Annotated in this window: 19 protein-coding genes; 9 read left to right on the top strand and 10 right to left on the bottom strand. The window is 53.3% G+C overall.

Going from position 1 to position 25,453, the window contains the following annotated elements; translation table 11 throughout:
• The first annotated feature begins 22 nt into the window (after window positions 1-22).
• The 3 genes from U0026_RS01150 (at window position 23) to U0026_RS01140 (ending at window position 2,985) form a co-directional block, all read left to right on the top strand.
• Complete coding sequence (locus U0026_RS01150; RefSeq protein WP_062778822.1) at window positions 23-1,114, top strand: YncE family protein; 1,092 nt, start codon at window positions 23-25, stop codon at window positions 1,112-1,114.
• Between the two features lie 564 nt (window positions 1,115-1,678).
• Window positions 1,679-2,095 carry a hypothetical protein gene (locus tag U0026_RS01145; RefSeq protein ID WP_062778820.1) on the top strand — a complete coding sequence of 139 codons (417 nt, stop codon included), beginning with the start codon at window positions 1,679-1,681 and terminating at the stop codon, window positions 2,093-2,095.
• Window positions 2,096-2,157: 62 nt separating this feature from the next.
• Window positions 2,158-2,985 (top strand): bestrophin family protein, encoded by an 828-nt coding sequence (locus U0026_RS01140; protein ID WP_241973928.1) that lies wholly within the window; start codon window positions 2,158-2,160, stop codon window positions 2,983-2,985.
• A gap of 72 nt (window positions 2,986-3,057) precedes the next feature.
• On the opposite strand, the gene U0026_RS01135 is transcribed toward U0026_RS01140, so the two are convergent.
• Window positions 3,058-4,650 carry an STY4199 family HEPN domain-containing protein gene (locus U0026_RS01135; RefSeq protein WP_062778816.1) on the bottom strand — a complete coding sequence of 531 codons (1,593 nt, stop codon included), beginning with the start codon at window positions 4,648-4,650 and terminating at the stop codon, window positions 3,058-3,060.
• Between the two features lie 136 nt (window positions 4,651-4,786).
• On the opposite strand from U0026_RS01135, the gene U0026_RS01130 reads away from it, so the two are divergent.
• Both U0026_RS01130 and U0026_RS01125 read left to right on the top strand, forming a co-directional pair.
• Entirely contained in the window at window positions 4,787-5,329 is a 543-nt protein-coding gene (locus U0026_RS01130) for a GNAT family N-acetyltransferase (protein WP_062778815.1), read from the top strand.
• A gap of 56 nt (window positions 5,330-5,385) precedes the next feature.
• Window positions 5,386-5,850: a lysozyme gene (locus tag U0026_RS01125; protein WP_062778813.1), complete on the top strand. Its 465-nt coding sequence runs from the start codon at window positions 5,386-5,388 to the stop codon at window positions 5,848-5,850.
• Here U0026_RS01125 and U0026_RS01120 read toward each other — a convergent pair.
• Together U0026_RS01120 and U0026_RS01115 are read right to left on the bottom strand one after the other, a co-directional pair.
• Window positions 5,806-6,432, bottom strand: coding sequence for a response regulator transcription factor (locus U0026_RS01120; RefSeq protein WP_062778811.1), 627 nt, complete (start codon window positions 6,430-6,432; stop codon window positions 5,806-5,808). The genes U0026_RS01125 and U0026_RS01120 overlap by 45 nt on opposite strands.
• Before the next feature lie 351 nt (window positions 6,433-6,783).
• Window positions 6,784-7,542: an SDR family NAD(P)-dependent oxidoreductase gene (locus tag U0026_RS01115; RefSeq protein WP_062778809.1), complete on the bottom strand. Its 759-nt coding sequence runs from the start codon at window positions 7,540-7,542 to the stop codon at window positions 6,784-6,786.
• 118 nt (window positions 7,543-7,660) lie between these two features.
• On the opposite strand from U0026_RS01115, the gene U0026_RS01110 reads away from it, so the two are divergent.
• From U0026_RS01110 to U0026_RS01100, 3 genes are all read left to right on the top strand, one after another.
• Window positions 7,661-8,560 (top strand): LysR family transcriptional regulator, encoded by a 900-nt coding sequence (locus U0026_RS01110; protein WP_062778807.1) that lies wholly within the window; start codon window positions 7,661-7,663, stop codon window positions 8,558-8,560.
• Between the two features lie 138 nt (window positions 8,561-8,698).
• Window positions 8,699-9,661: an inner membrane protein YhjD gene (gene yhjD, locus U0026_RS01105; RefSeq protein WP_228552176.1), complete on the top strand. Its 963-nt coding sequence runs from the start codon at window positions 8,699-8,701 to the stop codon at window positions 9,659-9,661.
• Between the two features lie 263 nt (window positions 9,662-9,924).
• Window positions 9,925-11,241, top strand: coding sequence for an MFS transporter (locus tag U0026_RS01100; protein WP_062778804.1), 1,317 nt, complete (start codon window positions 9,925-9,927; stop codon window positions 11,239-11,241).
• A 92-nt stretch (window positions 11,242-11,333) separates the two neighbouring features.
• Here U0026_RS01100 and U0026_RS01095 read toward each other — a convergent pair whose 3' ends face one another.
• Entirely contained in the window at window positions 11,334-13,376 is a 2,043-nt protein-coding gene (locus tag U0026_RS01095) for an AsmA family protein (RefSeq protein ID WP_062778802.1), read from the bottom strand.
• A gap of 65 nt (window positions 13,377-13,441) precedes the next feature.
• Window positions 13,442-14,209, bottom strand: coding sequence for a cyclic-guanylate-specific phosphodiesterase (pdeH, locus tag U0026_RS01090; protein ID WP_062778800.1), 768 nt, complete (start codon window positions 14,207-14,209; stop codon window positions 13,442-13,444).
• A gap of 220 nt (window positions 14,210-14,429) precedes the next feature.
• Here pdeH and kdgK point away from each other — a divergent pair, with 220 nt between their 5' ends.
• The gene (kdgK, locus tag U0026_RS01085) at window positions 14,430-15,359 is read left to right on the top strand and encodes a 2-dehydro-3-deoxygluconokinase (protein ID WP_062778798.1); all 930 of its coding nucleotides are present in this window, start codon (window positions 14,430-14,432) and stop codon (window positions 15,357-15,359) included.
• Between the two features lie 333 nt (window positions 15,360-15,692).
• Here the strand turns inward: kdgK and U0026_RS01080 are convergent, their stop codons facing one another.
• From U0026_RS01080 to bcsZ, 5 genes are all read right to left on the bottom strand, one after another.
• Window positions 15,693-17,183 carry a M16 family metallopeptidase gene (locus U0026_RS01080; protein ID WP_062778796.1) on the bottom strand — a complete coding sequence of 497 codons (1,491 nt, stop codon included), beginning with the start codon at window positions 17,181-17,183 and terminating at the stop codon, window positions 15,693-15,695.
• A gap of 287 nt (window positions 17,184-17,470) precedes the next feature.
• Entirely contained in the window at window positions 17,471-18,757 is a 1,287-nt protein-coding gene (locus U0026_RS01075; protein WP_062778795.1) for a dicarboxylate/amino acid:cation symporter, read from the bottom strand.
• Between the two features lie 142 nt (window positions 18,758-18,899).
• Entirely contained in the window at window positions 18,900-20,918 is a 2,019-nt protein-coding gene (gene hmsP / locus U0026_RS01070; RefSeq protein WP_062778793.1) for a biofilm formation regulator HmsP, read from the bottom strand.
• A gap of 148 nt (window positions 20,919-21,066) precedes the next feature.
• Window positions 21,067-24,372 (bottom strand): cellulose synthase complex outer membrane protein BcsC, encoded by a 3,306-nt coding sequence (gene bcsC, locus U0026_RS01065; protein WP_062778791.1) that lies wholly within the window; start codon window positions 24,370-24,372, stop codon window positions 21,067-21,069.
• Window positions 24,354-25,451 carry a cellulose synthase complex periplasmic endoglucanase BcsZ gene (gene bcsZ, locus U0026_RS01060; protein WP_062778789.1) on the bottom strand — a complete coding sequence of 366 codons (1,098 nt, stop codon included), beginning with the start codon at window positions 25,449-25,451 and terminating at the stop codon, window positions 24,354-24,356. Before bcsZ ends, bcsC begins: the two co-directional genes overlap by 19 nt.
• Window positions 25,452-25,453 lie beyond the last annotated feature (2 nt).

Below are 25,453 nucleotides of genomic sequence, written 5' to 3'. Positions count from 1 at the left end.
TTATCCAATGATGGAGTTTCGAATGGTATCGTTATTCAGCCCGCGTAAAACGGCACTCTCCGCCGCGTTAATTGCCGCTTTTACTCTGACCGCACTGCCCGCCGCTGCCGAAAATGCACAGCCCGCTGAGAACGCTGCTGCGCTGAAAACAGCCGCCTCCGTAGACCAGCGTGAGCTGGGCGATGGCCTGTATGAAATGGCGTATGTGTCAGCAGAAAATGCGCTGTATGTTGCCAGCGCGCAAAGCTTCAAAGACGTCAACGGAGGCGTGATTTACCGCCTCGACCCGCAGACGCTTGCCACCAAAGGCACAACGCATACCGACCTGAAAAACTTTGGCATGGCCGTCGATGACAACGGCAAGGTGTTCTACACCACTAACTCACTGGACGGTGCGGTATCGAAGGTCGATGCGAAAAGCGGGAAAGTGCTTCAGCGTTTAGTGCTGGACGGCAAAAAAGATAAGGATGGCGACCCAACGGGCGCACGTGAAGTGTTGTTCCACGACGGCTTGCTGTTTATCGGACGCGTCGCAGAGCCTGGTTTCATCTCGATTGTTGATGCCAAAACCATGACCTTGAAGGGGCGTATTGATAACGCAGGTAAATGGGTCACCGGTATTATCTATTCACCGCTGACGAAGCGTATTTACGCCACCAACGGTGCCGGTGAAGTGCTGGTGATTAATCCAGAAAGCCACAAAATTGAACAACGCTGGACGCCGGGCGATGGCAAAGAGTACCTGCTGCTGAATATGGCTGAAGATCCGAAAACCGGTCGCCTGTTCGTCACCGACGACTCCAAAGCCAAAACCACGCTGGTATTTGATGAGCACACGGGCAAAGTCGTGAAGCGCATCGAAGGCGACGCGCTGGGCATTAAGTTCGACGCACAACGTAATGAGATCTTTATCAGCCAGCGCGAATCGAAAAAAGTGCTGCGTCTGGATGCCACCAGCTACGCCGTGAAGCAGACCTGGGACTTCACCAGCCGTCCAAACAGCCTGCTGCTGTCAGACGATGGCAAAACGCTGTTCGTTACGCTCAAACAGGATTTCAACAAGGATTATTCAACCAAAGGGTTGGATAGCGTCGCGCGTATTCAGCTGGATTAATATCTCAGTTCGTCCCCCTTCCAGTAGGGAGGGGACACCCCTGAGGTATCCCCAGAAATAAGGTCAGGCACGGTGTGCTCCCTCTCCCTTTTTAAGGGAGAGGGCTGGGGTGAGGGTTAATACACTGTTATTAAAGTGAATTTAATTTCCTTTTCCGATCCAGACAGCCCCTCACCCTAACCCTCTCCCCAAAGGGGCGAGGGAACCGAACAGTGCTAATTTCCCTTTCAGAGCACTACATTAGCCTATTCGTTAAATTATAAAAATTTACCAGGGATCTCTCTGGGGAAAATACGCTTGGCACTCATAATGTTATCGTATTTATTAACCTGTTGACGGTTTTACAAAAAACATAACCCCGATTGATTACACCGCTAACCAATAATAGGCACGGACTAACTACTTTATTATTGACGTCCAACGACCCGACGCAGCTCGTGGAATTATGGTATTTTATATCCGTGGAGATTTAAAGCCCGGTCGATGTACTACCGATAACGCCAGATTACGTTCATCTATTACATCAAATATTTACCAACGCCTTCTATTAATAAGCATACGATAATGAATAGCTCGATTTCTCTGGAAGAAAAATCCAACCAAATTTTCAGTCATAAAAACAAAATGGATAAATACTGGAATACCTATTCCATGGAGTTAATCACGCAAATTACTGCTACCGAGCGCCTTTATCACCATCAGATTCAACCGAGTGAAAAAGGTCGATTAAGCGTGAATGTTTTTGGTGGGGTCAATATCAACATCATCCGCTCACGGGTGTTTGGCGAAGTGCGGATCGATTTTCAGGTCGTGTCGGAAGAACTTGGCAACATTGAACTTCAACGCTCCTGTATTGACGTGCACGGCAATCTTGACCACACCATTCCTGTGAATGATAAAACTCAGGTCTTTGCACACTATCTGGAACGCCTGCAGGTGGTTTACGACACTATTTTAGCGCTATCGCAGGATAAGGCGTAATCATGATCGTCAGGCCGGAGCAAACCTGGTTCAGGAAATTGTTTTCATGGCGCGGATCGATTATGCGAAAAATATCGCCGCAGCTGTGTTTTTTTATCGTCCTGAACATCGTCTATCTGTTCACGCTACCGTTATTACATTTGCGCGGGATTATTGCCAAAGAGAGTTCGTTCTATTTCATCGGCATTTCTATTTCGATATCGGTGTTCCTGGGTTTTCGCAATAATACGGCATGGCTACGCTATTGGGAGGCCCGGAAGCTATGGGGCGATCTGTTGATCGTCAACCGTTCGCTTATGCGGGAGATAATCAACACCACGCAAACCCGTCGGGAAGAAAAACAGGTGGTGCTTGATTTAATGGTCACCTATTGCATGACGCTAAAAGCCAAATTACGTCACGGGCCAGTACCGGTCTCACGCGCGCTGGATTATCAACACCTCACCACGCCTTGTAACGCGCTATTGCAGGATATCGGACAGTGGCTTTATCTGCATCGTCCGAATGAATTCGTCTATCGTAATTTCAATACTTACCTCAATCAGATAAGCACTATTCAGGGCGGCTGCGAGCGAATCAGTAATACCCCCATCCCCTATGCCTACTCGCTGCTGCTGCATCGAACGGTCGGTATTTTTTGCGCCGTCTATCCACTACTGCTGATCCACGATTTCGGCTTTCTGACGCTGCTGTTTTCTATTTTTACGACCTATGCCCTGCTAGCGCTTGATGCTATCGCCACCGAACTGGAAGACCCGTTCGGCACCGAGGATAACGATCTGCCGCTCAGTGCGATTTGCAATGCGATAGAAATCGATCTGCGTGAAATGCTCAAAGACAGCACCGTGCCGGTAAAAATGAAGCCTGATGCACATTACCGGCTGATTTGATTCGAATTGCGCTGCGTGAAAGGCGCTGAGGTACGGGGGTGTACTTAGCAAATTTCGCGTAGCGCACCTTGCTTATCGAATCACGTCATAGATAGATTTGTGTATCAGCAACCCTTTCTTGCTTTGCGCATCGCCAACCGCCCGGCTGCGCTTCTCGGCGTTCTCTACCGCCAGCCGCTGCCGCGCCACTACCGCAGGTTGCGTACAAAACGTTTGCAGATAGGATTTACGAATGGCCGTCAACTGCGCGCCCTGTGACAGCTCGTGGGTCAGCGTATTGATAAAGCGTCGACAAGGCTTCGGTTCATCCATTTGCTGCCGGTAGCGCAATAACAAGTTCAATACCGCTTCGTTTTGCGACGACATCGCGAGATCCGTCCAGCTCAGTTGCCAGTTCATGCCGCCGCGTAAAAACAACGTGCTCACCTCAATATCATTGCGATCGATCGCCGAACGCAGCCCGTTGTTGTCCCAGGTTATGCCACGGCGCGCCAGAATTTCGCGCGGTGAAGGAGGCAGACTCACCGCCGGCTCGCGCATGTGTATATCCTCCTGCGACTCAACCGATGTCCGGGTTTGCGGGGATGACATCATAATACTCATACCGCCGAGCGTAATACCGAGCACCGTCACCCCGACTGCCCCCCACAGCACGCCAGCGATAAGTTTTTCGCGCGCGTCCGTTCGCGCCTGTATTTTGCGGTACTGCTTTTCAATACCATCAGCGATTGACCGCGCATCCGGCCCCCAGGCCTGCGCCACTTCCGTGGCTTGTTCCCAGAAGTGCTGAACTTCGCTACCGTCCGCAGTCATCAGGCTGGCAGGGTTCACCCGAACGCGCCCTTGCTCATAAGCACGCTGCACCGGTGCGGTGATCTGCTGCGTGTAGTGTTCAAGCAGTAGACATTCCATCTCGGTGAGCGGCATCTGAGCCAACAATTTATTGCGCATCCGCCGGATATCATCCAGAAAGGTATGTAGCGTCAGCCGCTGCTCGGCAAGGAAAGTGAGCGCCGCGCCTGAGTTAAACAGCGAGGCGTAGTGACGAGCGAACGCCTTTTTATCGACAATCAGTAATGCCCGCTCGCTAAACGACATACCGTCCAGGATCTCACCTGATGGGCTTCGCGCCTGCCAGCGCGCCACATCCTGCGCACCGAAATGGGATTTGAGATAATGGTGAAGATGCGGGGCATCTGGCCATATCTGGGTAATCAAGCCATTAATCACCAGCTCAATGGTACGAATCTGCCGCTCCGCCATTTCCTGAAGCTGATAGGCATCGCTGGCATAACTCGTGGTAAACGTCAGCAACGGCTGCTGCTGTTTAACCTGTTCAAGGGTCACGATGAAGCGCTGGGCGGCAATCAGCTGGTTTTCCGTCGCTGCAAGCCCCTGTTCGTACGAAGCGATCCCTTGCTGAAGATGGCGCAGCTGAAGCATAAATTCGCTCAATTGGCTGTCGTTAATCTGCAAACGCTTTGCCACTATCCCCCAGCCACCGAGGTTCAGACGAGCCTGATCAAGCTGCTCGAGGAACCAGCGAGGATCCTTGCCTTCGGTGACCCTCATTTTCAGTAAGGTCAGAATTTCGATAGAGGCCTGGCGGATCACGCTCAGGCAATGCTCAAATTGCTGGCTAACCTGATGCGATGACATCGGCATCTTCCCTTTCCTTAATCAACAACAAGGCAATTTCACCTTAGGATTAACATGTTGTTATTTTGTTATTTTTGTCGTTACCCCATAGAGCAAATCAGGCAAATTAACAGTCCTGACCTCGCGTTGAGAATGTGAAACTATGATCGCGCTCACCACCAAACGTTTAGACTGTTCTCTTATTACTGAAAGTGACTGGCCGTTTTTTCTGGCGCTACAGCAGCATCCCCAAGTGATGCGCTATGTAGCGGATAACCGAAGCGAGCACGAAATCCGCGAAACCTTCAATTCCCGCCTGTTACCCTGGGAACCGGGGGCGGCACATTGGCTGTGTCTCGTGGTGCGCGATAAGCAGAATATTCCGCTCGGCGTCACGGGCTATATTCATCGGGAGGCAGACTGCGCTGAAGTCGGCTTTTTATTTGCCCCCCAGGCGCAGGGAAAAGGCTATGGTACCGAGTCACTACGAGCGGTATGTGATTATGCATTCAGCCAGGGTGGAGTGCGTCGATTGACCGCAACGGTGACCGTAGGGAATATCGCCTCCCGCCACACGCTCGAGAAAATGGGCTTCAAGCTGGAAGGCGAGCTACGTGAAAGCTACCTGCTTTCGGGAAAATGGCACAACGATTGGCTTTTTGGCCTACTTAGTCATGAGTATGATAATTCGCCGACATCCGGCTAATAGCCGCGCAAAGGGCATTCTTTTACACTTTGATTCCTGTTTATTGAGGATAAAAGATGTCACTTTCTGCCGTATACCCCAGCCTGTATGGCCTTGATTTTATTAAACGTTATCAAGGCCTCTCGCTCGAAAAATATCAAGATGCCGATAACTTGTGGTTGATTGGTTACGGCCACCTCATCCGCGATCGTGAGTACTTTGATACACCACTCACCCCGCAACAGGCTGAGACTATTTTTCGAGCAGATGTGGATTATTACCAGCAGGTACTCCGCCAATGTATTCGCGTGCCGCTGACTCAAAGCCAGTTCGATGCCTTGCTCTCGCTCGCATTTAGCCTCGGGCCGGAAGGCGTTCAGCAATCGCACATCGTCTACTGGATTAATCAGGGAGATATCAACAAAGCGCTAGCCGAGTGGCAGCGTGAGGGTGAGAGGCAAAGCGGCCTGACCGTACAGCGCCAGGCCGAGTCCGCCTTATTCCAGAACGACCGTCTGCGAAGCATCCCGGTTATTGAGTAACATGGCCGCCTGAGTCCGATTTTTCACGTCCAGGCGTCGGTATAATGATTCCAGATGCGCCTTGACGGTACCCGCACTGATATTTAAGGTCCGGCTAATCTCTTTGTTGGATTCACCATTCGCCAGCAGCGCTAATATCTCCCGCTGGCGTTGGCTGAGATTATCCAACCCGCGTTTTTCCTGTTCGTATTCCATGCGCCAATCGCCCGGTAAACACATCAATCCGCGCATCACGCTTTTGATAGTCTGCACAAAGACTTCAATACTGGCATCACGGGCAATAATGGCCTGGACGTTGTAGGCCATCATGTCGTTCAGCCAGCTTCGATTGTACTCGTTGACAACAATAATGCCTTTGGAGTCAGGAAACTGCTGATGTTTTTCCTGCAACACCCACTGGCAAAAGCCGTGGTCCATTTCACCGTCCAGGATCAAAAGTGCATCCGGATGGCGTAATAACTGCCGCCACAGGTCATCTGCCTGACTAACGGCAAAAATATCAATTCCTGGAATATGTTCCTGTAAGCTAATTTTCATTCCATGAATAAATATTGACTGCCTGTCAAAGATGACTACCTGCATAACGGATTCCCCATTAAAAAATAAACTGTTCTCTAATGACCGGAAGAGTAATCCTCGCGGCATAAAATAAGAACTCGCCGTTTGGCCTGGGGCATTCTACGTAGATATTGGATAATCTAAATATCATAATTATGAATGCTTACAACCGACGGGTGGCCATTACGCATTCACATCACTCATCACATTATCATTAAGAAAAGGATTAATACTGGGGGTTTTGAATAATATTTAATGGGGGAAATATAGATCATTTCAGTCATGGCGGGAAACCCAAAAAGAAATAAGTCCTGAATAGGACTTATTTTCGCACGATTAGCATCCTGCACGTTTGCGGGCATGGCGTAACGGACGTTACAGGAACATCCCGCCCGATACCTCTATACGCTGCGCAGTCATCCAGTGCAGGTTGTCGCTAAGCAGCGCCACAATGGCATCGCCAATGTCATCCGGTAAACCGGCTCGCCCCAGCGCGGTTTGTGAAGCCACATAGCGATTGAGTTCTTCATTATCGCGCAGATGCCCTCCGCCAAAGTCGGTTTCAATCGCCCCAGGAGCAATGCTGTTGACCGAAATCCCACGTGCGCCCAGCTCTTTGGCCTGATAGCGTGTCAGAACTTCCATCGCCCCCTTCATCGACGCATAGGCTGCGTAACCCGGTAGCGCAAAACGCGCAAGGCCAGTGGAAACATTGAGGATCCGTCCACCGTCGGCGATTAAGGGCAGGAGCTGCTGAGTGAGGAAAAACGGTCCTTTAAAATGAATGTTCATTAGCTCGTCAAACATCGCTTCTGAAGTTTCAGCAAACGGCGCATAAAGGCCGATTCCTGCATTGTTCACTAAATAATCAACGTTCTCTCGTCCCCATACCTGTTGCAACCGATCCTTCATCTGTTGGGCGAAATCGTTAAAGCTTGCAACTTCGCTGACGTTTAGCTGCAATGCTACCGCTTTCGCGCCTGTTTGCTCTACTTCAGCGACGACTTTCAGTGCCGCATCATGCTGGCTATGGTAGGTAAAAATAATATCCACGCCGGCTGCGGCAAGCTTAAGCACCGCATTTTTACCTAATCCACGGCTGCCGCCTGTCACTAACGCTATACGTTGGGTCATAAGAACCTCACTTCCGATGGTGTGTACGTTGAGAACAAGCTTATTAGGTGATACAAGAACAATAAATATCGCTCATTACGCTTCACTGTCTCATCTACAACAACAATAGGCTGTTACGATGGATAAAATTCACGCAATGCAACTGTTCATCCGCGTGGCTGAACTGGAGAGTTTTACCCGTGCGGCGGACACATTAGGTCTTCCTAAAGGTAGCGTATCGCGGCAAATACAGGCGCTGGAGAACCATCTGGGCTGCCGTCTGTTGCACCGCACCACCCGTCGCGTGCTGCTGACCCAAGACGGAATGGTGTACTACGAGCGCGCCAAAGATCTGCTGAGTAACCTCGATGAACTGGACAGCATGTTCCAGAGCGATCCCAGCAGCGTGAGTGGGCGACTACGCGTGGATATGCCGGTCGCTATTGCTAAAAATGTGGTTATCCCCAGGCTACCGGAATTTTTGCAGCAGTATCCGGGGTTGGAAATGGAACTGAGCAGCAGCGACCGTCTGGTAGATGTCATTCGCGAAGGATTTGATTGCGTGGTTCGCGTCGGTACGCTCAAGGACTCCGGGCTAATCGCCAGACCGCTTGGCAAGCTTGCCATCATCAACTGTGCCAGCCCGGCGTATCTGGCGCGTTTCGGCTACCCGGAGTCTCTGGAGGATCTCAGTAACCATGCGCTGGTACACTACACAACCAATCTTGGCGTCCGTCCGCAAGGGTTTGAAGTGGCGAGGGATAACGGCACGCAGTGGGTGAAAACCGGTGGCGTGCTGACGGTGAACAGCACTGAGACTTACCACGCAGCATGCCTTGCAGGACTCGGAATTATTCAGGTACCACGCGTTGGGGTGCGAGATGCGTTGCGCAGCGGCAAGCTGGTGCAGATCCTGCCGCAGCACCGCGCCGAGCCCATGCCGGTGTCGCTGATTTACCCGCATCGCCGAAATCTTTCGCGTCGGGTGCATCTGTTGATGGAATGGTTAACTGGCGTGTTGCAGGATTACGTTGATTGAATTCGGTATCGGAGTTTGCCCCGGCGGCGCTGCGCTTGGCCGGGCTACATCCTGTAGATACGGTAGCCCGGCCAAGCGCAGCGCCGCCGGGTTTTGCTCTATACTTAAGTAAAAGCAATAAAAAGGAAAATCTCCCTGATGACGTCGGAAAATAACGACAAACGTCTACAGCAAAAGGCCAGCAAAGCGCTGGATACCGTCACCAACACGGCGCAGAAGATCCAGCGCCGCCCGATTATCGCTCACCTGATTCGCGCCGCCGAGCGCTTTAACGACAGGATGGGGAATCAGTTTGGTGCCGCGATTACCTATTTCTCATTCCTCTCAATGATCCCCATTATGATGGTGTCGTTCGCCGCCGCCGGGTTTATCCTCGCGTCACACCCCACGCTATTGCAGGATATCTTCAATAAGATCCTCATAAACGTTAGCGATCCAACGCTTGCCGCAACGCTTAAAAGCACCATTAATACCGCCGTGCAGCAGCGTACTACCGTCGGATTGGTCGGGCTTGGCGTTGCGCTCTATTCCGGCGTGAACTGGATGGGTAACCTGCGCGAGGCGATTCGTGCGCAGTCGCGTGACGTCTGGGAGCGCACGCCGCAGGATCAGGAAAAACTGTGGATTAAGTATCTGCGCGATTTCGTGTCACTGATTGGTCTGCTTATCGCATTGATTATCACGCTGTCGATCACCTCGGTCGCCGGTTCAGCCCAGCAGTTGATTATCTCGGCGCTGTATCTCGATTACATCGAATGGCTTAAACCCGCCTGGCGACTGATTGGCCTGGCTATTTCAATTTTTGCCAACTACCTGCTGTTCTTCTGGATTTTCTGGCGACTGCCGCGCCATCGTCCACGTAAGAAGGCGCTGATTCGCGGCACGTTAATCGCCGCTATCGGATTTGAGGTGATCAAAATCATCATGACCTGGACGCTGCCAACGCTGGTAAAATCCCCGTCCGGCGCGGCGTTTGGTTCCGTGCTTGGGCTGATGGCATTCTTCTACTTCTTTGCACGTCTGACCCTGTTCTGCGCGGCGTGGATTGCCACCGCAGAATACAAAGATGACCCAAGAATGCCGGGGAAAACCCACCGCTAAACGCAAGCTTGGGCCGAAAATTTCGGCCCAACTCGCCATTGCAGCATATAAATCCAGGCCGTAACTTTTATTTAACCAAAAACCAGTTTTATCATCCATTCCATAAAAAATGTGAAGCATTTCATGTTTCATATTCTTCTGGTATAAAAATTATCCACTCTTTCGTTATCTTTGCCTCTTTTTACAATCTCGTTACACATTGAAATGTCGCTTTTGCTATGTCTAATATGGCCCTTCGTTCGCTATAAATATTAGAAAAGACTATGACCAGCACAACACTCGATAACGAACAGACTTCCGCTCCGGTTAACTCGCGTAATAAAGTCGTCGTGGCCTCACTCATTGGCACCGCCATTGAGTTCTTCGACTTCTATATTTATGCCACCGCCGCGGTCATCGTGTTCCCGCATATTTTCTTCCCACAGGGCGATCCGACTGCGGCAACGCTGCAATCGCTGGCGACGTTCGCTATCGCTTTCGTCGCACGCCCTATCGGTTCCGCGCTCTTCGGCCACTTTGGTGACCGCGTTGGGCGCAAGGTCACCCTGGTGGCTTCGCTGCTGACGATGGGGATCTCTACCGTCCTGATTGGCCTGCTGCCAACCTATGAATCCATTGGTATTCTGGCACCGATGCTGCTGGCACTGGCGCGTTTTGGTCAGGGTCTGGGGTTGGGTGGTGAATGGGGTGGTGCTGCGCTGCTAGCCACCGAGAACGCGCCGCCGCGCAAGCGTGCGCTGTACGGTTCTTTCCCACAGTTGGGCGCACCCATTGGCTTCTTCTTCGCTAACGGTACTTTCCTGCTGCTCTCCTGGCTTCTGACTGACCAGCAGTTTATGAGCTGGGGCTGGCGTATTCCGTTTATCTTCTCTGCAGTTCTGGTGCTGATTGGCCTTTATGTGCGCGTCTCACTGCATGAAACGCCGGTCTTTGCCAAAGTCGCCGCGGCCAAAAAACAGGTCAAAGTGCCGATGGGTACGCTGCTCAGCAAGCACGTGCGGGTGACGGTGCTCGGCACCTTCATCATGCTGGCGACCTATACGCTGTTCTATATCATGACCGTTTATTCGATGACCTACAGCACCGCCGCCGCCCCTAACGGGCTGGGTCTGCCGCGCAATGAAGTGCTGTGGATGCTGATGTTAGCAGTTATCGGTTTTGGCGTGATGGTGCCGATTGCAGGCCTGTTGGCTGACCGCTTTGGTCGTCGCCCAAGCATGATTGTCATCACCTGCCTGATTATCGCTTTTGCCCTGTTCTTCTTTGAGCCGCTGCTGGGCTCCGGCAATCCATCGCTGATCATGCTGTATTTGTTGGTAGGGTTAAGCCTGATGGGTCTGACCTTTGGTCCAATGGGCGCGTTGCTGCCAGAACTGTTCCCAACGGAAGTTCGCTATACCGGGGCATCGTTCTCTTATAACGTGGCCTCCATTCTCGGCGCATCGGTCGCACCGTATATCGCAGCCTGGTTGCAGAGCACCTATGGATTGTTCTACGTCGGAGTTTATCTGGCGGCCATGGCAGCGTTGACGCTGATTGCACTGCTGCTGACGCACGAAACGAAACATCAGTCGCTGTAGTCAATGAATGCCGGGTGGCGGCTACGCCTTACCCGGCCTACGGAAGCTGAAGGTTTTATAGGCCGGGTAAGCGTGAGCGCTACCCGGCATTTTTATTTCTTCATCTGCGACAAAATGTTCCGACACTGATTCGCATCCCCTTCCGATGGCGAGATCAACGCCAGCAGCGCCGCAGCCGGCGTCACCAACGTAGCAAGAGCTGCCGCCACCGCACCACGCGCAATCAGCGGCCCGGCTTTCACACCCGCCTGCGGATTTTTGAAGGTGCCTCGCACATAAAGCGGCGAGCGCAGGGTGATAATACGAAATCCCTTACTTTCCGGATCGATAGTCAAATCAAGCTGCTCAGAAGCCATGCTGGCAGAACCGGTCACGTTGACCACGGCATTTTCCGTATCGAAAGCGAAAATTTGCGGACGTGCCACACCGTTAACCAAATCCAGATTTGCCGCGGCACAGTTCACCCTAACCTCGTCATCGCCGAAGATTTGGCCGATGATAAAGTTACCGACGTTCAGCCCAAGGATCTCCATCAGGTTGCGGCTGATCAGCCCGTCATTCATCAGCAACTTCAGATTACCGTTACTGCTACCCAGCAGCGCCGCCACCGAGTTGCCGACGCCGTGAATATCCGCATCACCGTTCATTTCGCCAAGCGTCTTCTGCATCAGCTCAACGTTTGGCATCAGCGCTTTCAGTTTAAGCCTGCGCGCCTGAATGTCCGCCCGTCCCTGCATCGGCTTTTTATCGCCTTCAAGGTGAATGTTCGATGAGATAGTCCCGCCCGCTAGGCCAAATTTCAGCGGTTGCAGACGCAGGTCAGCATTTTTGAGGATGATGTGCGTTGAGAGGTCGCTTATCGGTAACGTGCTGCCATGCTCGATTTTACGCCCCTTAAACCGTACATCGGCATCCATCACATTCCACTTATCGGTTTCAAAGCGATCGTAAGGCAATACTTTGCCCGCAGGCTGAATATCCTTTTTCACCTCTGTCGATTTCGTACCTTTACCAGAATCGACGCCAATCAGCGGCCCCAGATCGGCAAGGCGTAGCTGGCGCGATTCCAGATCGCCTTCCAGCTTCGGACGCGGTTTGCCGGTGGTGTAGGTCAGCGAGCCGTGGATGTCGCTGTCGCCAATACGACCATTGAATCCCCTATATTCAAACACCGATGATTTTTCGGTATCGATCTTCGCCACCAGACGCCCGTCGGTTTCAAACGGCGGAGTATCCGGCAGCAGTACGCCGGTCAGCTCATACAGCGCTCCCAGCGAATCACCGGCAAACTTCAGCCGTAAATCGACGCCGCCCATTTTCATCGGATCGTTTACCGTGCCTGTGAAGGCCACTCGCGTATTGCCGGAACGGAAATCTGCCTGTACCGGGAAGGGAGTGCCTTCGCTGCGCAGAGCCAGCATCCCGCCAATTTTACCAGTACCGGTGAGCGGCTGGCCGTTGTAGCGCCCTTTCGCCGTCAGGCCGAAAACAAAATCGCCGGCTTTGGCGTTGTCACCTTTGGCCTTCGTCCCGGTGACTTCGCTAAACGGCAACGGTTTACCCAGCGGATCGACCATGATCTCCACATTGGCCTTGCTGACTTTATCGTCAATGGCGATCCGTCCACGATCGAAGAGAATATTATCGAGGCGGAAAGACCATGATGAGGGTTGCGCATTGGGATCTTTCTCGCCGCTACTGGCGAGGTTAAACGTCCAGTTATTATTTTTTTCTGACAGACGGATGAGACGCGCATCGGGCTGCTGGAGCTTGATCCACGGCAGGTAGACCGTTTTGGTGAGCAGCGACAGCGGTGCCAGCGTGGCCTCTACGCGCGGCAGGTGGACCATCGTGACATCGGGAATATCCGCTGGATTGCCAAGAATAATATCGTCGGCGTGTACATGCGGCCAGGGAACCCAGCTGCGCCAGCCGGTCTCCTCTTTCTGACGTTCCCACACGACGCCCAAATCCCCGCGTATGGCGAAGGGCCGGTTCAGCTCCGTTGAGACCTTCTGGTTGATGGTCGGCTTAAGACGGTTCCAGTCGAACGTCGCGATAACGATGATGACGACCACGATCAACAACAAGAAAATCCCTGCTGTCCAGGCAATAACCCTGGTTGTTTTTGTCATTCTTGTCCCCTTTCCTGATGACCTTGCCTATAAAACTATAGTCCAGACAAAGGGAAGCGGACGATTCACAGAACGGTTAACACGTTTTCGAGGGTGTCCATGGGAACGGGCCGAGAGAGAAAATAGCCTTGCGCAGCGGCGGCGGGTGAGTTTTGCACCTCACGCCACTCTTCCAGTGTTTCTACGCCCTCAACAATGACGCCCTCACAGTAACGGTTCATCAATTGCAGCAGCATGATAAACAACTTACGGCCTTCCGGCGTTTTACGCAGCATGATGAACAGGTCACGTGCCACCTTGATGTAGTCGTAACGCACTTCATTGAGCGCCGAGAAATTGGCCATACCGGTGCCAAAGTCATCTAACCACAGCGGGCCAAATTCGCGCAGTGAGGCCGACGAATCCTTCGGCAGCGCCATATGTTCCACCAGTTCAAAACGCAGCCAGGGCAGCGTCTCAATCATCGTTTTCAGGATCCTATCCTGGCGCATTTCCAGTAGCGTTAGTGCATCAACGTTGACCGAGGCTAGCACCTTGTTCTGTATAAAGAATTGTTTCCTTTTTGCCAGCATTGCCACCTGTTCTTTGATGACATGGATGCGCTGGCCAATAGAGACTTCGGCGAAGTAACGATCCGGAGCGATACGCTTTTGGGGTTCAGAGGGATGGGTCACTATCGTTAGCACCTCTATCGCCATCAGGCGACCCTGGGTGGTGTAGATAGGCTGGTAGGTATAGACACGCTCACACTCTTGCCAATAACGCAGCTGCTGTAGGCTTTCTAGCTCCGTATCAGGAACTCTCGCCCGCTGGCTCACCTGCTTTAACGTCATTTAAGCTTCCTGTGAATAGAGGGTCTGGTCATAAGGTTATCGGCGGGGTATTTGATAACTTTATGTTCAGACTGAGCCATTTTATTTTTCTGCGTAGGGGACAAATACGCCGTAACACGCGCTAGCTCAAAAAAAATAATGGAACGATGTTTTAATATAGTTGACCACTGATTGACCGCAGCGCACACTACCGAAAATTTACCGATTCAGGTTGATGACTATGTCTAAAAAAATTGCCGTGATTGGCGAATGCATGATTGAACTGTCCGAGAAGGGCGCACAAGTTAACCGCGGCTTCGGCGGCGACACCTTAAACACGTCCGTCTATATCGCGCGTCAGGTCTCCCCTGCTGAACTCAGCGTCAATTACGTCACCGCGCTGGGTACTGATACCTTCAGCCAACAGATGATGGATGCCTGGCAGGCGGAGAACGTCAACACTGACCTGATTCAACGAATGAGCGATCGCATGCCGGGTCTGTATTACATCGAAACCGATGATACCGGCGAGCGTACTTTCTACTACTGGCGTAACGAAGCAGCCGCTAAATTCTGGCTGGAGAGCGAGCAGTCTGCCGCTATCTGCGAACAGTTGGCCGGTTTTGACTACCTCTATTTGAGCGGTATTAGCCTGGCTATCTTAAGCCCGGCTAGCCGTGAGAAACTACTGACGCTGCTGAAAACCTGTCGCGCTAACGGCGGGAAAGTTATCTTTGATAACAACTACCGTCCGCGCCTGTGGGCCAGCAAAGAAGAGACTCAACGGGTATACCAGCAGATGCTGGAATGCACTGATATCGCCTTCCTGACGCTCGACGACGAAGATGCGCTGTGGGGCGAAAAGCCGGTGGATGAAGTGATTGCCCGCACCCATGCCGCAGGCGTTAGCGAGGTAGTTGTGAAGCGCGGCGCGGATTCTTGCCTGGTTGCGGTTGTCGGCGAGGCGCTGGTTGATGTCCCGGCGGTTAAGTTGCCGAAAGAGAAAGTGGTGGATACCACCGCCGCAGGTGACTCGTTTAGCGCAGGCTATTTGTCCGTGCGCTTAACCGGTGGCGATACGGTTGCTGCAGCGAAACGTGGGCACCAGACGGCAAGCACCGTGATTCAGCACCGCGGGGCGATTATTCCGCGCGATGCGATGCCAGCGTAAGGTTTCGGATATGAAAAAACCTCTTCCGGTTCGGAAGAGGTTTTTTTTCGTCTGGTGGGTGGGTTTCCCCTCACCCCGGCCCTCTCCCCATAGGGGCGAGGGAGAAAAACGACCGTGCCGTGTACTCGAATATTCCCCACAGGGGCGAGGGAGAAAAACGACCGTGCCATGTACTCGAATATTCCCCAAAGGGGCGAGGGAGAAAAGCGACCGTGCCATGTACTCGTATACCCCACAAAGGGTCGAGGGGGAAAGCCGGGCGTACCATGCGCTAGATCGGTTCCCTCTCCCCTGTGGGGAGAGGGTTAGGGTGAGGGGGAACCCCCGTCACACTTACTGCGCAGGCGGAATATCCGTCACATCCTGATGCCCTTCATCCACCACCGCTGCCGCTTCCGGTTTTGACGCCAGCATGATTTTGTTCCAGGTCTCCTGCAAGTCCTTCATATTAAATTCAGGCTCACCGGTAGGCTGTTGCAGAATCAGCGCCATATCCTGCGACAGCTGCTGACGCAGATCCATATTGAGCATATCCAGCGACAGCGAATCAAGGAAACTCTGGCGCAGCTTTTGATACTGCTCAGGCGCAATGTCCACAACCTGATTTTGCTGTGAACGCAGTCGCTGGTTAATCAGCACATCAGTATCCATTCGCCCATAAGTGGCAAACAGCTTTTGCAGCTCGAGTTTTTTCTGCGCAATCAGCGCATCAAATTCGTCTTGCGGCAGGCCATCTTCGCGGATAGCGGCAAGCTCTCGTGCCACTAGCCCCAGATTACCGTTGAGCTTTTCACCCGGAGAATCCAGGTTAATGCTGCACTGCGCGCGCAGGTAAAGCACGCGGCAATCGAAGCCCAGTCCAATGTCTTTCATATTAGTACGGCTCAGCTTTTGCTGAACGTGCCAGAACAAGGCTTCACGCGCCAGGTCAGCACGCCAGTAGCGCAGAAGGGCCGCTGACTCGCGGATGGGCTGCCACGGCGAGTCCCACATAATAGATAAACGATCCTGACTTACCGCATTAGTCATAATACTCACGGCTTCCGGGCGTAGCGGTGACAGCGTTGGTACAATGGCTGGCGTTTCGCGCTTACCTTTCAGCTCGCCGAAGATCTTGCCGATCTGTTCGATCGTCGAACGGCTGTCGACATTCCCCACCACGACAAGGGTCATAGCGTCCGGGGTGTACCATTTCTGATAAAATTCGGCTAATTGCTTCGCATCAACCGGCAGCTTCAGCGGCTCGGACGGATCGTGTCCCAGCATGGTGGAACCTTTCAGACGGTAACGCCACCAGCCCTCTTTCGTGTCCTGCGGCCAGGTGGCAACCATATCCTGCTCCGCCAGCGCGCGGCCAATGGTGTCAGCGGTGATCACCGGCTTGCCTAGCGAGCTTGCCAGCCAGACCAGCGCTTCTTTTTGCAAATCGCTGCGGTTATTCGGTAGGCTCAGGTTAAAACGGGTGTAATCATAAGAGACAATCGCCGGCGGTAGCGGGCGTTTTGGATCGATTCCCTGTTGCCACATCGAGCGCACCTGCGCTGCAGGCAGGCTGCCACTTTGGGTCAGCGCAATACGGGGAATAAGGTGGCTGTAGCCGCTCTGCTGAGCGCTTTCGTTCAGCGAACCAATATCAACCGAGAGCCGGATCTCTACACGGTCACTCGGACGTTGTGGCGTAGCGAGTACCTGCCACTGGAAACCATTAGGCAGCGTACCTTGTTGCCAGGCCGGGTCCGGCTGGAGCGTTTCTGCCTGCACACAGCTGGCTGCTGCCATCATCAGCAAACCACCGGCTAAAAGTCGAATTGTTGTGCCCTGCATGTGAACCCCTGATGAACATTCCTGGTGACTTCCTAAAGGGCTCAGGCTGCCGCAACGCCAGTTGCCGCCCTATCCCTTTAGGGAATAAAATATAACCGCACTGAGGCCGTTATCAAAAAATATTGAAGTAAATACGTCAGTTAGACCACATAATCGTATAAACGTTGCATAGCTAAGTAAAATAAAAATTACGATAGACTTAGGCTGTCAGGGTCAATGAATGACGCCGCCTAATTATGCGCAGGAGCCCGCACTCCAGCAAGGGAGTACGGGCTTAAGTGATAAGATTAAGAGGATAATTCGTGCGGTTTGTTGGCGGTCGGACGGTTATTGAGCACGTCGTCGAGCTGTTTTGCATCAAGTTGTTTCACACGCTTCGCCACCACGATGGTTGCCACACCGTTACCAATCAGGTTGGTCAGCGCACGCGCTTCTGACATAAAGCGGTCGATACCCAAAATCAGCGCCAGCCCAGCTACCGGTAAATGCCCCACCGCAGAGATGGTCGCCGCCAGCACGATAAATCCGCTGCCGGTGACCCCAGCCGCCCCTTTCGAGGAGAGTAAGAGCACCACCAACAAGGTTATCTGATGGAAGATATCCATATGGCTGTTGGTCGCCTGAGCGATAAACACCGCCGCCATCGTTAAGTAGATAGATGTCCCATCAAGGTTAAACGAGTAGCCGGTTGGGATAACCAACCCCACCACCGATTTACGGCAACCCAGTTTTTCCATCTTATCAAGCATGCGCGGCAGCGCCGATTCAGAGGATGATGTCCCCAGCACAATCAGCAGTTCTTCTTTGATATAGCGGATAAATTTGAAAATGCTGAAGCCGGTCGCGCGGGCAATAGAACCCAGCACCACCACCACAAACAGAATACAGGTGATGTAGAAACAGATAATAAGCTGCCCTAACTGCACCAGTGTACCGACGCCGTATTTACCAATGGTGAAGGCCATCGCCCCGAACGCACCAATCGGCGCCAGGCGCATGATCATATTGATAATGCCGAAGATAACCTGCGAGAAGCTTTCGATAACGTTGAAGATCAGTTGGCCTTTGTTGCCCAGACGGTGCAGCGCAAAACCAAACATCACCGCAAACAGCAGAACCTGCAGAATGTTACCACTAGCAAACGCACCGATGACGCTCGATGGGATCACATCCATCAGGAAGGCAACAATCCCCTGGTCTTTAGCCTGCTCGGCATACATTGCCACCGCTTTTGCATCAAGCGTTGCAGGGTCAACGTTCATCCCGGCACCCGGTTGTACGACGTTAACGATGACAAGACCGATAATCAGCGCCAGAGTACTGACCACTTCGAAGTAGAGCAGCGCAACGGCACCGGTTCGCCCTACCGCTTTCATACTTTCCATGCCAGCAATCCCGGTCACGACAGTACAAAAAATAACCGGGGCAATAATCATTTTAATCAGTTTAACGAAGGCATCGCCGAGCGGCTTCATTTGCGCGCCCAGCTCCGGATAGTAGTGACCAATTAATACACCGATCACTATCGCCGACAGCACCTGAAAATAGAGGCTTTTGAAGAAAGAGGTTTTCATAGGATGTCCTTAAGCTATAGCCACAGGAAAACTAGGGGTTAATTTTACCTGTGGGCACAAAATAACATCCAAGAAACATAATCGAAATATTTGTACGTGATTTTGATACTTAATTGTTAAAACCTTGAGCTGACACGCACAATCACTCGTCAATTACACCCGGCAGCAGTGATTTCTCCTCGCTTAAATAATCCTGCTCAAAGACCTCTGCCGGCACCGCGCGCGCAAACAGGAAGCCTTGCAGAATATCGACCTTCGCCGCTTTCAGCCATTCATATTGTTCTTTATTTTCAACACCTTCAGCAACCATCTTCAGGTTAAGGCTGCGCCCAAGCTGAATAATTGCCGCCACCATGCTGGCATCTTCCGGCAGCGTATCAATAAAGATTTTGTCGATCTTTAAGATGTCGACCGGGACAGATTTCATGTGTTGTAGCTGACGCAGTCCGGCATAGCCCATGCCAAAATCATCCAGTGCAATACGCACTCCGGCATTGCGCAGCGGGCGCAAAATGGCCACTGCCGCCTTCGGGTCATCAATCCGACGGCTTTCCGTCACTTCCAGCACCAGCGTGCCTGGTGCAATGCGGTAGTGATTTAGCAGCGCCAGCATGTCGGACACCATATCGTGGTGCAGAAGCTGTAACGCAGAAATATTCACCGACAACGGCAGCATTATGCCGCGCGATTGCCACGCCGCCAGCTGACGGCACGACTCTTCCAGCACCCAATGACCGACGGTGACCATCAGTCCGCAGGATTCAATATTGTCGATAAGATCGTTGGGCAGCGCCCAGCTACCATCGAGTTGGCGTTGGCGCAGCAGCACCTCAGCGCTACAGATTTTGCCGGTGACGGTGTCAACCTGTGGCTGTAGCCAGACTGAAAACTGCTGGTTATCCAGCGCCGTCAGAATATCGCTCTCTTCCGTCAGCCGTTTCTGCGCTTTCGCCATCTGGTCAGGGTCGAAAAACTCAATCTGATTTTTCCCTTTCCGGCGTGCGGTGAAGGCGGCCGAGATGGAACGGCGGTAGAACTGTTCTGCCGTCAGGCCATCGCTTCCCATCGCGATGCCGATACTGGCACTCGGTCGAAGCTGGATGCCTTGCAGCGGCAGACGTTCATTAATAATAGTAAGTACTTGCTGACTTAATGTAATGGCATGCCACGGCTCTTTAACGCCGTAGGCCAGAATAGCGAAGTCATAGCCGCTTATCTGCGCCAGCACCATGCGGGGCGAAATGACCTGCTTAATTTTCTCCGCCAGCGTGAGCAGCAGCATCTCGCGCTGCTCTTCTTTCAATACGCCAGCCGTATCCTGTAGGGTCTCACAGGCAATGGTCAGTAGCGCTACCGGTGATTTACGCGCCAGACTCTGCTCCAACAGGCCCAGCAAAAAGGCTTTATTCGGCAGGTCTGAGACGGGAAAACGCGTCGATTGGCCGCTAAGTTCGTCATACTGTCGCAATAATGCCTGCTGATTGCGGTTATAGCTGCGCACCAGCGTACCGATTTCATCGTCATGATGCAGAGGCGGCAACGTCAACTGGTGACCGATGCGATCCGCCCCCGGTAGATCGTGAATTTCATAAGCAATTTTGCGCAGCGGCCTGACAATCAACCGATTGATGCACCAGGTGAGCGCGACGGTCAAAATAAGTACTAAAAGGAAGTAAGCGGTCACTATCGTTGCCAGCGCACTCATCACGAATTTATACATGCGATAAGAGTCACCCTGAAGCACCAGATAGGCCAACGGCTGCGGGTTCGCCGGGCGTTCTAGTGAATAAAGCGGCAGCGAAATTTGTACGGGTAATTCAAAGATACGAGTGATATTCACCGGCACCGGACGTTCGGGGATAAAGCTCATGCGCAGCGCCTGGAATTGGTTCGGCAGCACCACGTCCGCACGGCTGACAATCCCGGCGGGCTGAATACGCTCAAGAATGGTTTCGGCTTCTGGAATATCCGCCTTAAGGATGGCAGCGGACAGCGGTTGGCGCACAGAACGCGCGATACTCTCAAGTTGAGCAGCCGTGTTATAGCGATCCTGCTGGACGAAATGGAACAGCAAGATTGAGCAAAAGATAAATAAAAACAACATGGTTACGACTGCAACCATCGCCATTTGTTTTATGGTAAGTGAACGGCTGACGCGCAAAAGAGCTCTCCACAGATACGAACGTATTGCTCAGGCATTGAGAATAACGAGGCTGGCGCCAAAGTCAAAATAGACCCTGACACAAAGATTATAACCCGGTATGTAACCGGGTTATATAAGACGAACACTTATATGATTGCTGATATAGCTACCAGTCGGCGTAAGGTACCAGAGGTTGTGGTGGCATATCGAGATCGCCCTGCCAGCCTGCGGCAGAGTAGCGCACGTAGAGCAGCGCATGGCTTGGCGTGTAGTCCTTAGCCTGCTGGATGTCGACACCCGCGCCGATAAACCAGTTGGATGTTACCCGCCGCTCAACAATCGCCCGCGCCGTATAACCAAAGCCCTGGCTACTGCCACCGCCGTTCGTCGCTTCACTGGCGGCACTTTGCCCCTGCGAAGGAATCAGGTTCAACAGTGGATAGCGCGGCTCAGTTTTAGTTCGCGAGTGTGACCAGGACACCGAACCGCCCAGCTCCCACGACCAGTTTTCCGTCCGCTGACGCCAGTTTACCGGTACTGCAAAGGACACGTACTCTTGAGGGCTATAGTAACCGCCCTGACCCAGCGTGTAGCCACTCAGGTCTTTCTGGTAGTGCCAAATCATATTATTCAGCCCCACCGTGACCCGGCGGTTATTTTCGTTGACCACTTTGTAGTAGTAGCCGGTCATCCAGCGCACGCGCCAGTTATCCGCCACGTTTTTGCCGGTCAACTGATCGCCGCCCAGTGATGCCCAGATACCGTTGGCCTCACCTTTGTCATAACTCATGCTAACCACGCCGCCGTCAGCACGAACACCACCCCAGGTGGTGCCCGGATGCAGGCCACTGCTGTTATCTTTCTGTCCACCAAACGCCAGCAGCGAACTGGAAATTGGGCGACGGTGCGCGTTCAGCGTGTAGCCCACCGGCCCAAGATCGTTGCTGTAGCTCAGCCCACCGACGACATCCACCACCTTGAAGCCCATTGGCGTGGTGCCGATATCCGCGTCCCAGGTGTCATTTTTCCAGCCAATGGCGACGCTTGCGCCACTGTCACTTTGGTTCTTCGAACCGTAACAGGTGGCGAGGTCACACGTCCCCCACTGTTCTTTATACGCATTATTTTTACTGGAGAAGGTTCCGGCATCCATATTCACCAGATCCGAGCGGAAGAACATGCGCCCGTCATAGAGCGGGGCATCCACCTGGAACATGGTGGTGTGCGCTTTCAGATCGGAGTAACCGCCCGTGCCGCTGGAACCCCAGAAATCATGCTGTAACGTGACATTCAGATCCTGCTGGCGATAGAGATCGGCGGCATCGCTGCGCACGCCGCGCTTAAGCCAGTCATCTTTCGCGTCATTACGCGTGAGACGGGTAAAGCTGTCATTATCCTGCGGTCGCACTGGCGTGATATCCGCAGCGACCATCGCGTCTTTGTAGGTTTCCAGTGCCTGTTGCGGATTGCCGTCCAGCGCCTGATAACGCGCCGCATCACGCAGCACCATCGCACTGTCCATTGACGGCGGCTGAGATTTCGCCTGTGGCACCATGGCGGTGAGCATTTTCTGCGCCGCAGCCGTGTCGCCCAATTGGGCGCTGACCAGCGCAATACGGCGTTGGGTTCCCAGCGAACGCTCGCCTTCGGCAGGCAAGGCGGCCAGCTGCTGGCGTGCCGCCATTCTGTTACCACTTGCGGCATACACCTCAGCCAACCCAAGGCGTGCATCTTCATTCTGCGGATCGTTTGCCAACACGGCATTGTATTCCGCCAGCGCGGTAGCGTTATCGCCCCGCTGCTGCGCCCAGTCGGCGAGCGTCGCGTGGAGGCGCGCAGACTCAGGCTGCTGTTTTAATAGCGCAATCGCTTGTGCTTCCTGACCCCCATCACGCAGACGGTTGGCCTGGGCGATAAGCTGATCGCTGCGTAACCGCGTATCCAGTTCACGAATATTATCCGTCCACTGTGACGCCGGTAACGCCGCCAGGTGCGTCAACGCAGCTTGATCTTGCCCATTACCAGACAAGTACAGGCTATAGGCATAGACCTGCTCAGCATCGGTCGGTTTTTTGCGCGCCAGATTGAGCATCAGGTTATCGGCTTCGGCGCGCTGCCCGGCGTTCACCAGGTCACGCGAGAGTCGATAGGTTATCCAGACATCATCCGGTGACAGCGCCAGCCGACGACGCTGCAACTCAGCGGCCTGCGCCCAGCGTGCTTGATTCTCAAACGCTTCAGCCTGTTGTGAAAGCCGGTCGTTGGTCAGGCTACGTTCGATATCATCAATACTGCGTCGCTGGCTGGCTGAGAGGCCGTTGATAAAGGCCGTGGCGCGCTCTGGCGATTGCGCCCGATAGATATTCGCCAGCCCGCGTATCGCGCTGCTATTGCCTCTGTCCAAACGCAACGCCTGCTGATAATAACGTTCAGCACCCGCGCTATCTTTTCTGGCCAGTGCCACATCACCCAGCCCAAGCACCGCATAGCTATCCGTGGCGTCAAGCCGGCGCGCCTGTTGATAAGCACTCTGTGCCTGCGCCAGATTGTTGGTTTTCAGCGCCGCATCACCTTTGCGGATAAGCGGCCAATAAAGCTGCCAGGACTGCGGTTTGCTGGCTTGCGCTTCGTCCGCTTTCACCTGCTGTTCAGCCTTCTCACGCAATACCGGATCGGCCATCTGTTTTTGCTGTTCCGCCAGCATCCCGCGGGCGCTATCGGCCGATTCGCCGGTATTGAAAATCATCAGGTAACGTTGCAACGCCTGCACGCTGGCAGGGCTGGCTGGACTGTCTTTTATGGCATTAAACCAAAGATCGCTTGCCGGCCCACGTCCGCTCGATGATTTCGCCATCTGCTCAAGTACAGCAAACGCTTCATCGCGCTGGTTGCTGGCAAGCAGCATATTGGCTAACGTCATCTGTAGGCCAGTGTTACCCGGTGCCTGGCGGTTCAATGCTTGCAGATGTGTGAGCGCCTCTTCGCGACGCCCGGCGACTTTTGCCACCGTCGTCCAGTACTCTACGGCGTAATCGCCGTCCGGCGGCGGGCCGTTAAAAGCTTTTTCGTACGCGCTCAGGGCCTCCTGGGCATGTCCCGTGGCAGCCTGCAAACGTGCTTCCTGTAATGCCTGGCGTCCTGCGCTACTGTTGAGCCCAACTTCTATCCGTGCCGCGTTAAATTCCGCCGAGTTCGGGGCCACCTGTGCCAGTTTATCCAGCTGTTTTTGCGCCCCTGCGCTGTCGCCTTGACGCAGCAAATAGCGCATACGCGCCGCCAACACTTTAGGATTATTGGGGTTAATGAGCTCCAGTCGATACAGCGACTGCTGCACCAAATCTTCGCGCTTACTGGCTTCACCAAGACGTACCTGGTTTAGCAGTTGCTCTTCCGCCGAGGTATCCGCATAGCCCGGCGGAACTAACGTCAGGCCAAGAGAGAGTGTGATTAAACTTAGTGTGAACTTGCGCATTCCTGGCCCCAGTCAGGTAGTAATTCGCCGCGGGCGCTGAAGCGAAAACGGTGTTGATCCCAGCCCTGGCCAAAAAGAGTCAGAACAAAATTGTAGTACGCATCCGCGCCGGGAAAATGGTCGGCAACGCGCTGGCGCAAAGCAGCCTGGGCGTCACGATTTTGTAGGAATGGTAGCAATGAGGCGGAGAAACCCACTGGGCCATCGCCGGTCACTTTCCCCGTGGCTGTTGCCACTTTTTCAGGAGGCACTCCCTGCTTGACGGTCTGCGCCGCCATGGCATTAAAACGTTTGAGCAGGCGCGCTTTTTGCGGGTCAGCGTCATGCATCATGCCCACCCATAAATAGACGCGAATGGCATCGTAGCTGCCGACAACATCCGCGGCTTTTAGCTGCCAACCCTGCGTTTTATCGTAGCTGACCCAATCCGGGGAGAAGCCTTTCGGTGCGGTCTCCATCAGCAGCTTAAGGTTCGTGTCACGCAGCGTGGTCCACGGTGCGCCAAAGCGGCTGAAATACTGCGCCACCTGAGGCGGTAAATAGCTCGGGTTAAAACGCCAGCGCGTCGCTTCGGCAAAACCAACGCGGCCGGGCAGCAGCATTAAGCCTAAGCCCGGCACCTTGACGACTTCATCCTCAACAATTTTCGCCAGCAACGCTTTGCCAGTGGCGCTGTAATCGTCGTTTTTCCACAATCTGCCGGCCTCAAGCAACGACCAGGCGATCCAGACATCGGAGTCAGACGCAGAGTTGCTATCCAGCACCGTCCATTCCGTTTCGCTCTTTTTACCCCACAGCCAGGCCGGAAGATTCTCGCCCAGGGAGCCTGCGGCGAGATTATTCTGCGTCCAGTTCAACAGCGAAGCGAACGCCTGTCGATCGTTTGCCGCCAGGGCAAAGAACAGTGCGTAGCTTTGCCCCTCTGAGGTGGTAATTTTTCGCGGATCGCTGGGGTCGATAACGCGCCCTTCAGCACTGACATATTCCTGCTTAAACTGCTCCCAGGCAGGCCACTGACAGGCAGCCTGAACCTGGCCGCCCAGGGCGCATAACACGACAATCCAGCGTAGCATTTTCATCA

It is taken from the genome of Kluyvera intermedia (assembly GCF_034424175.1).
In the GTDB taxonomy this organism is placed as follows: Bacteria; Pseudomonadota; Gammaproteobacteria; order Enterobacterales; family Enterobacteriaceae; genus Kluyvera; species Kluyvera intermedia.
Note: the sequence above shows the minus strand (reverse complement) of the source record. Positions and strands in the feature narration are given on the sequence as shown.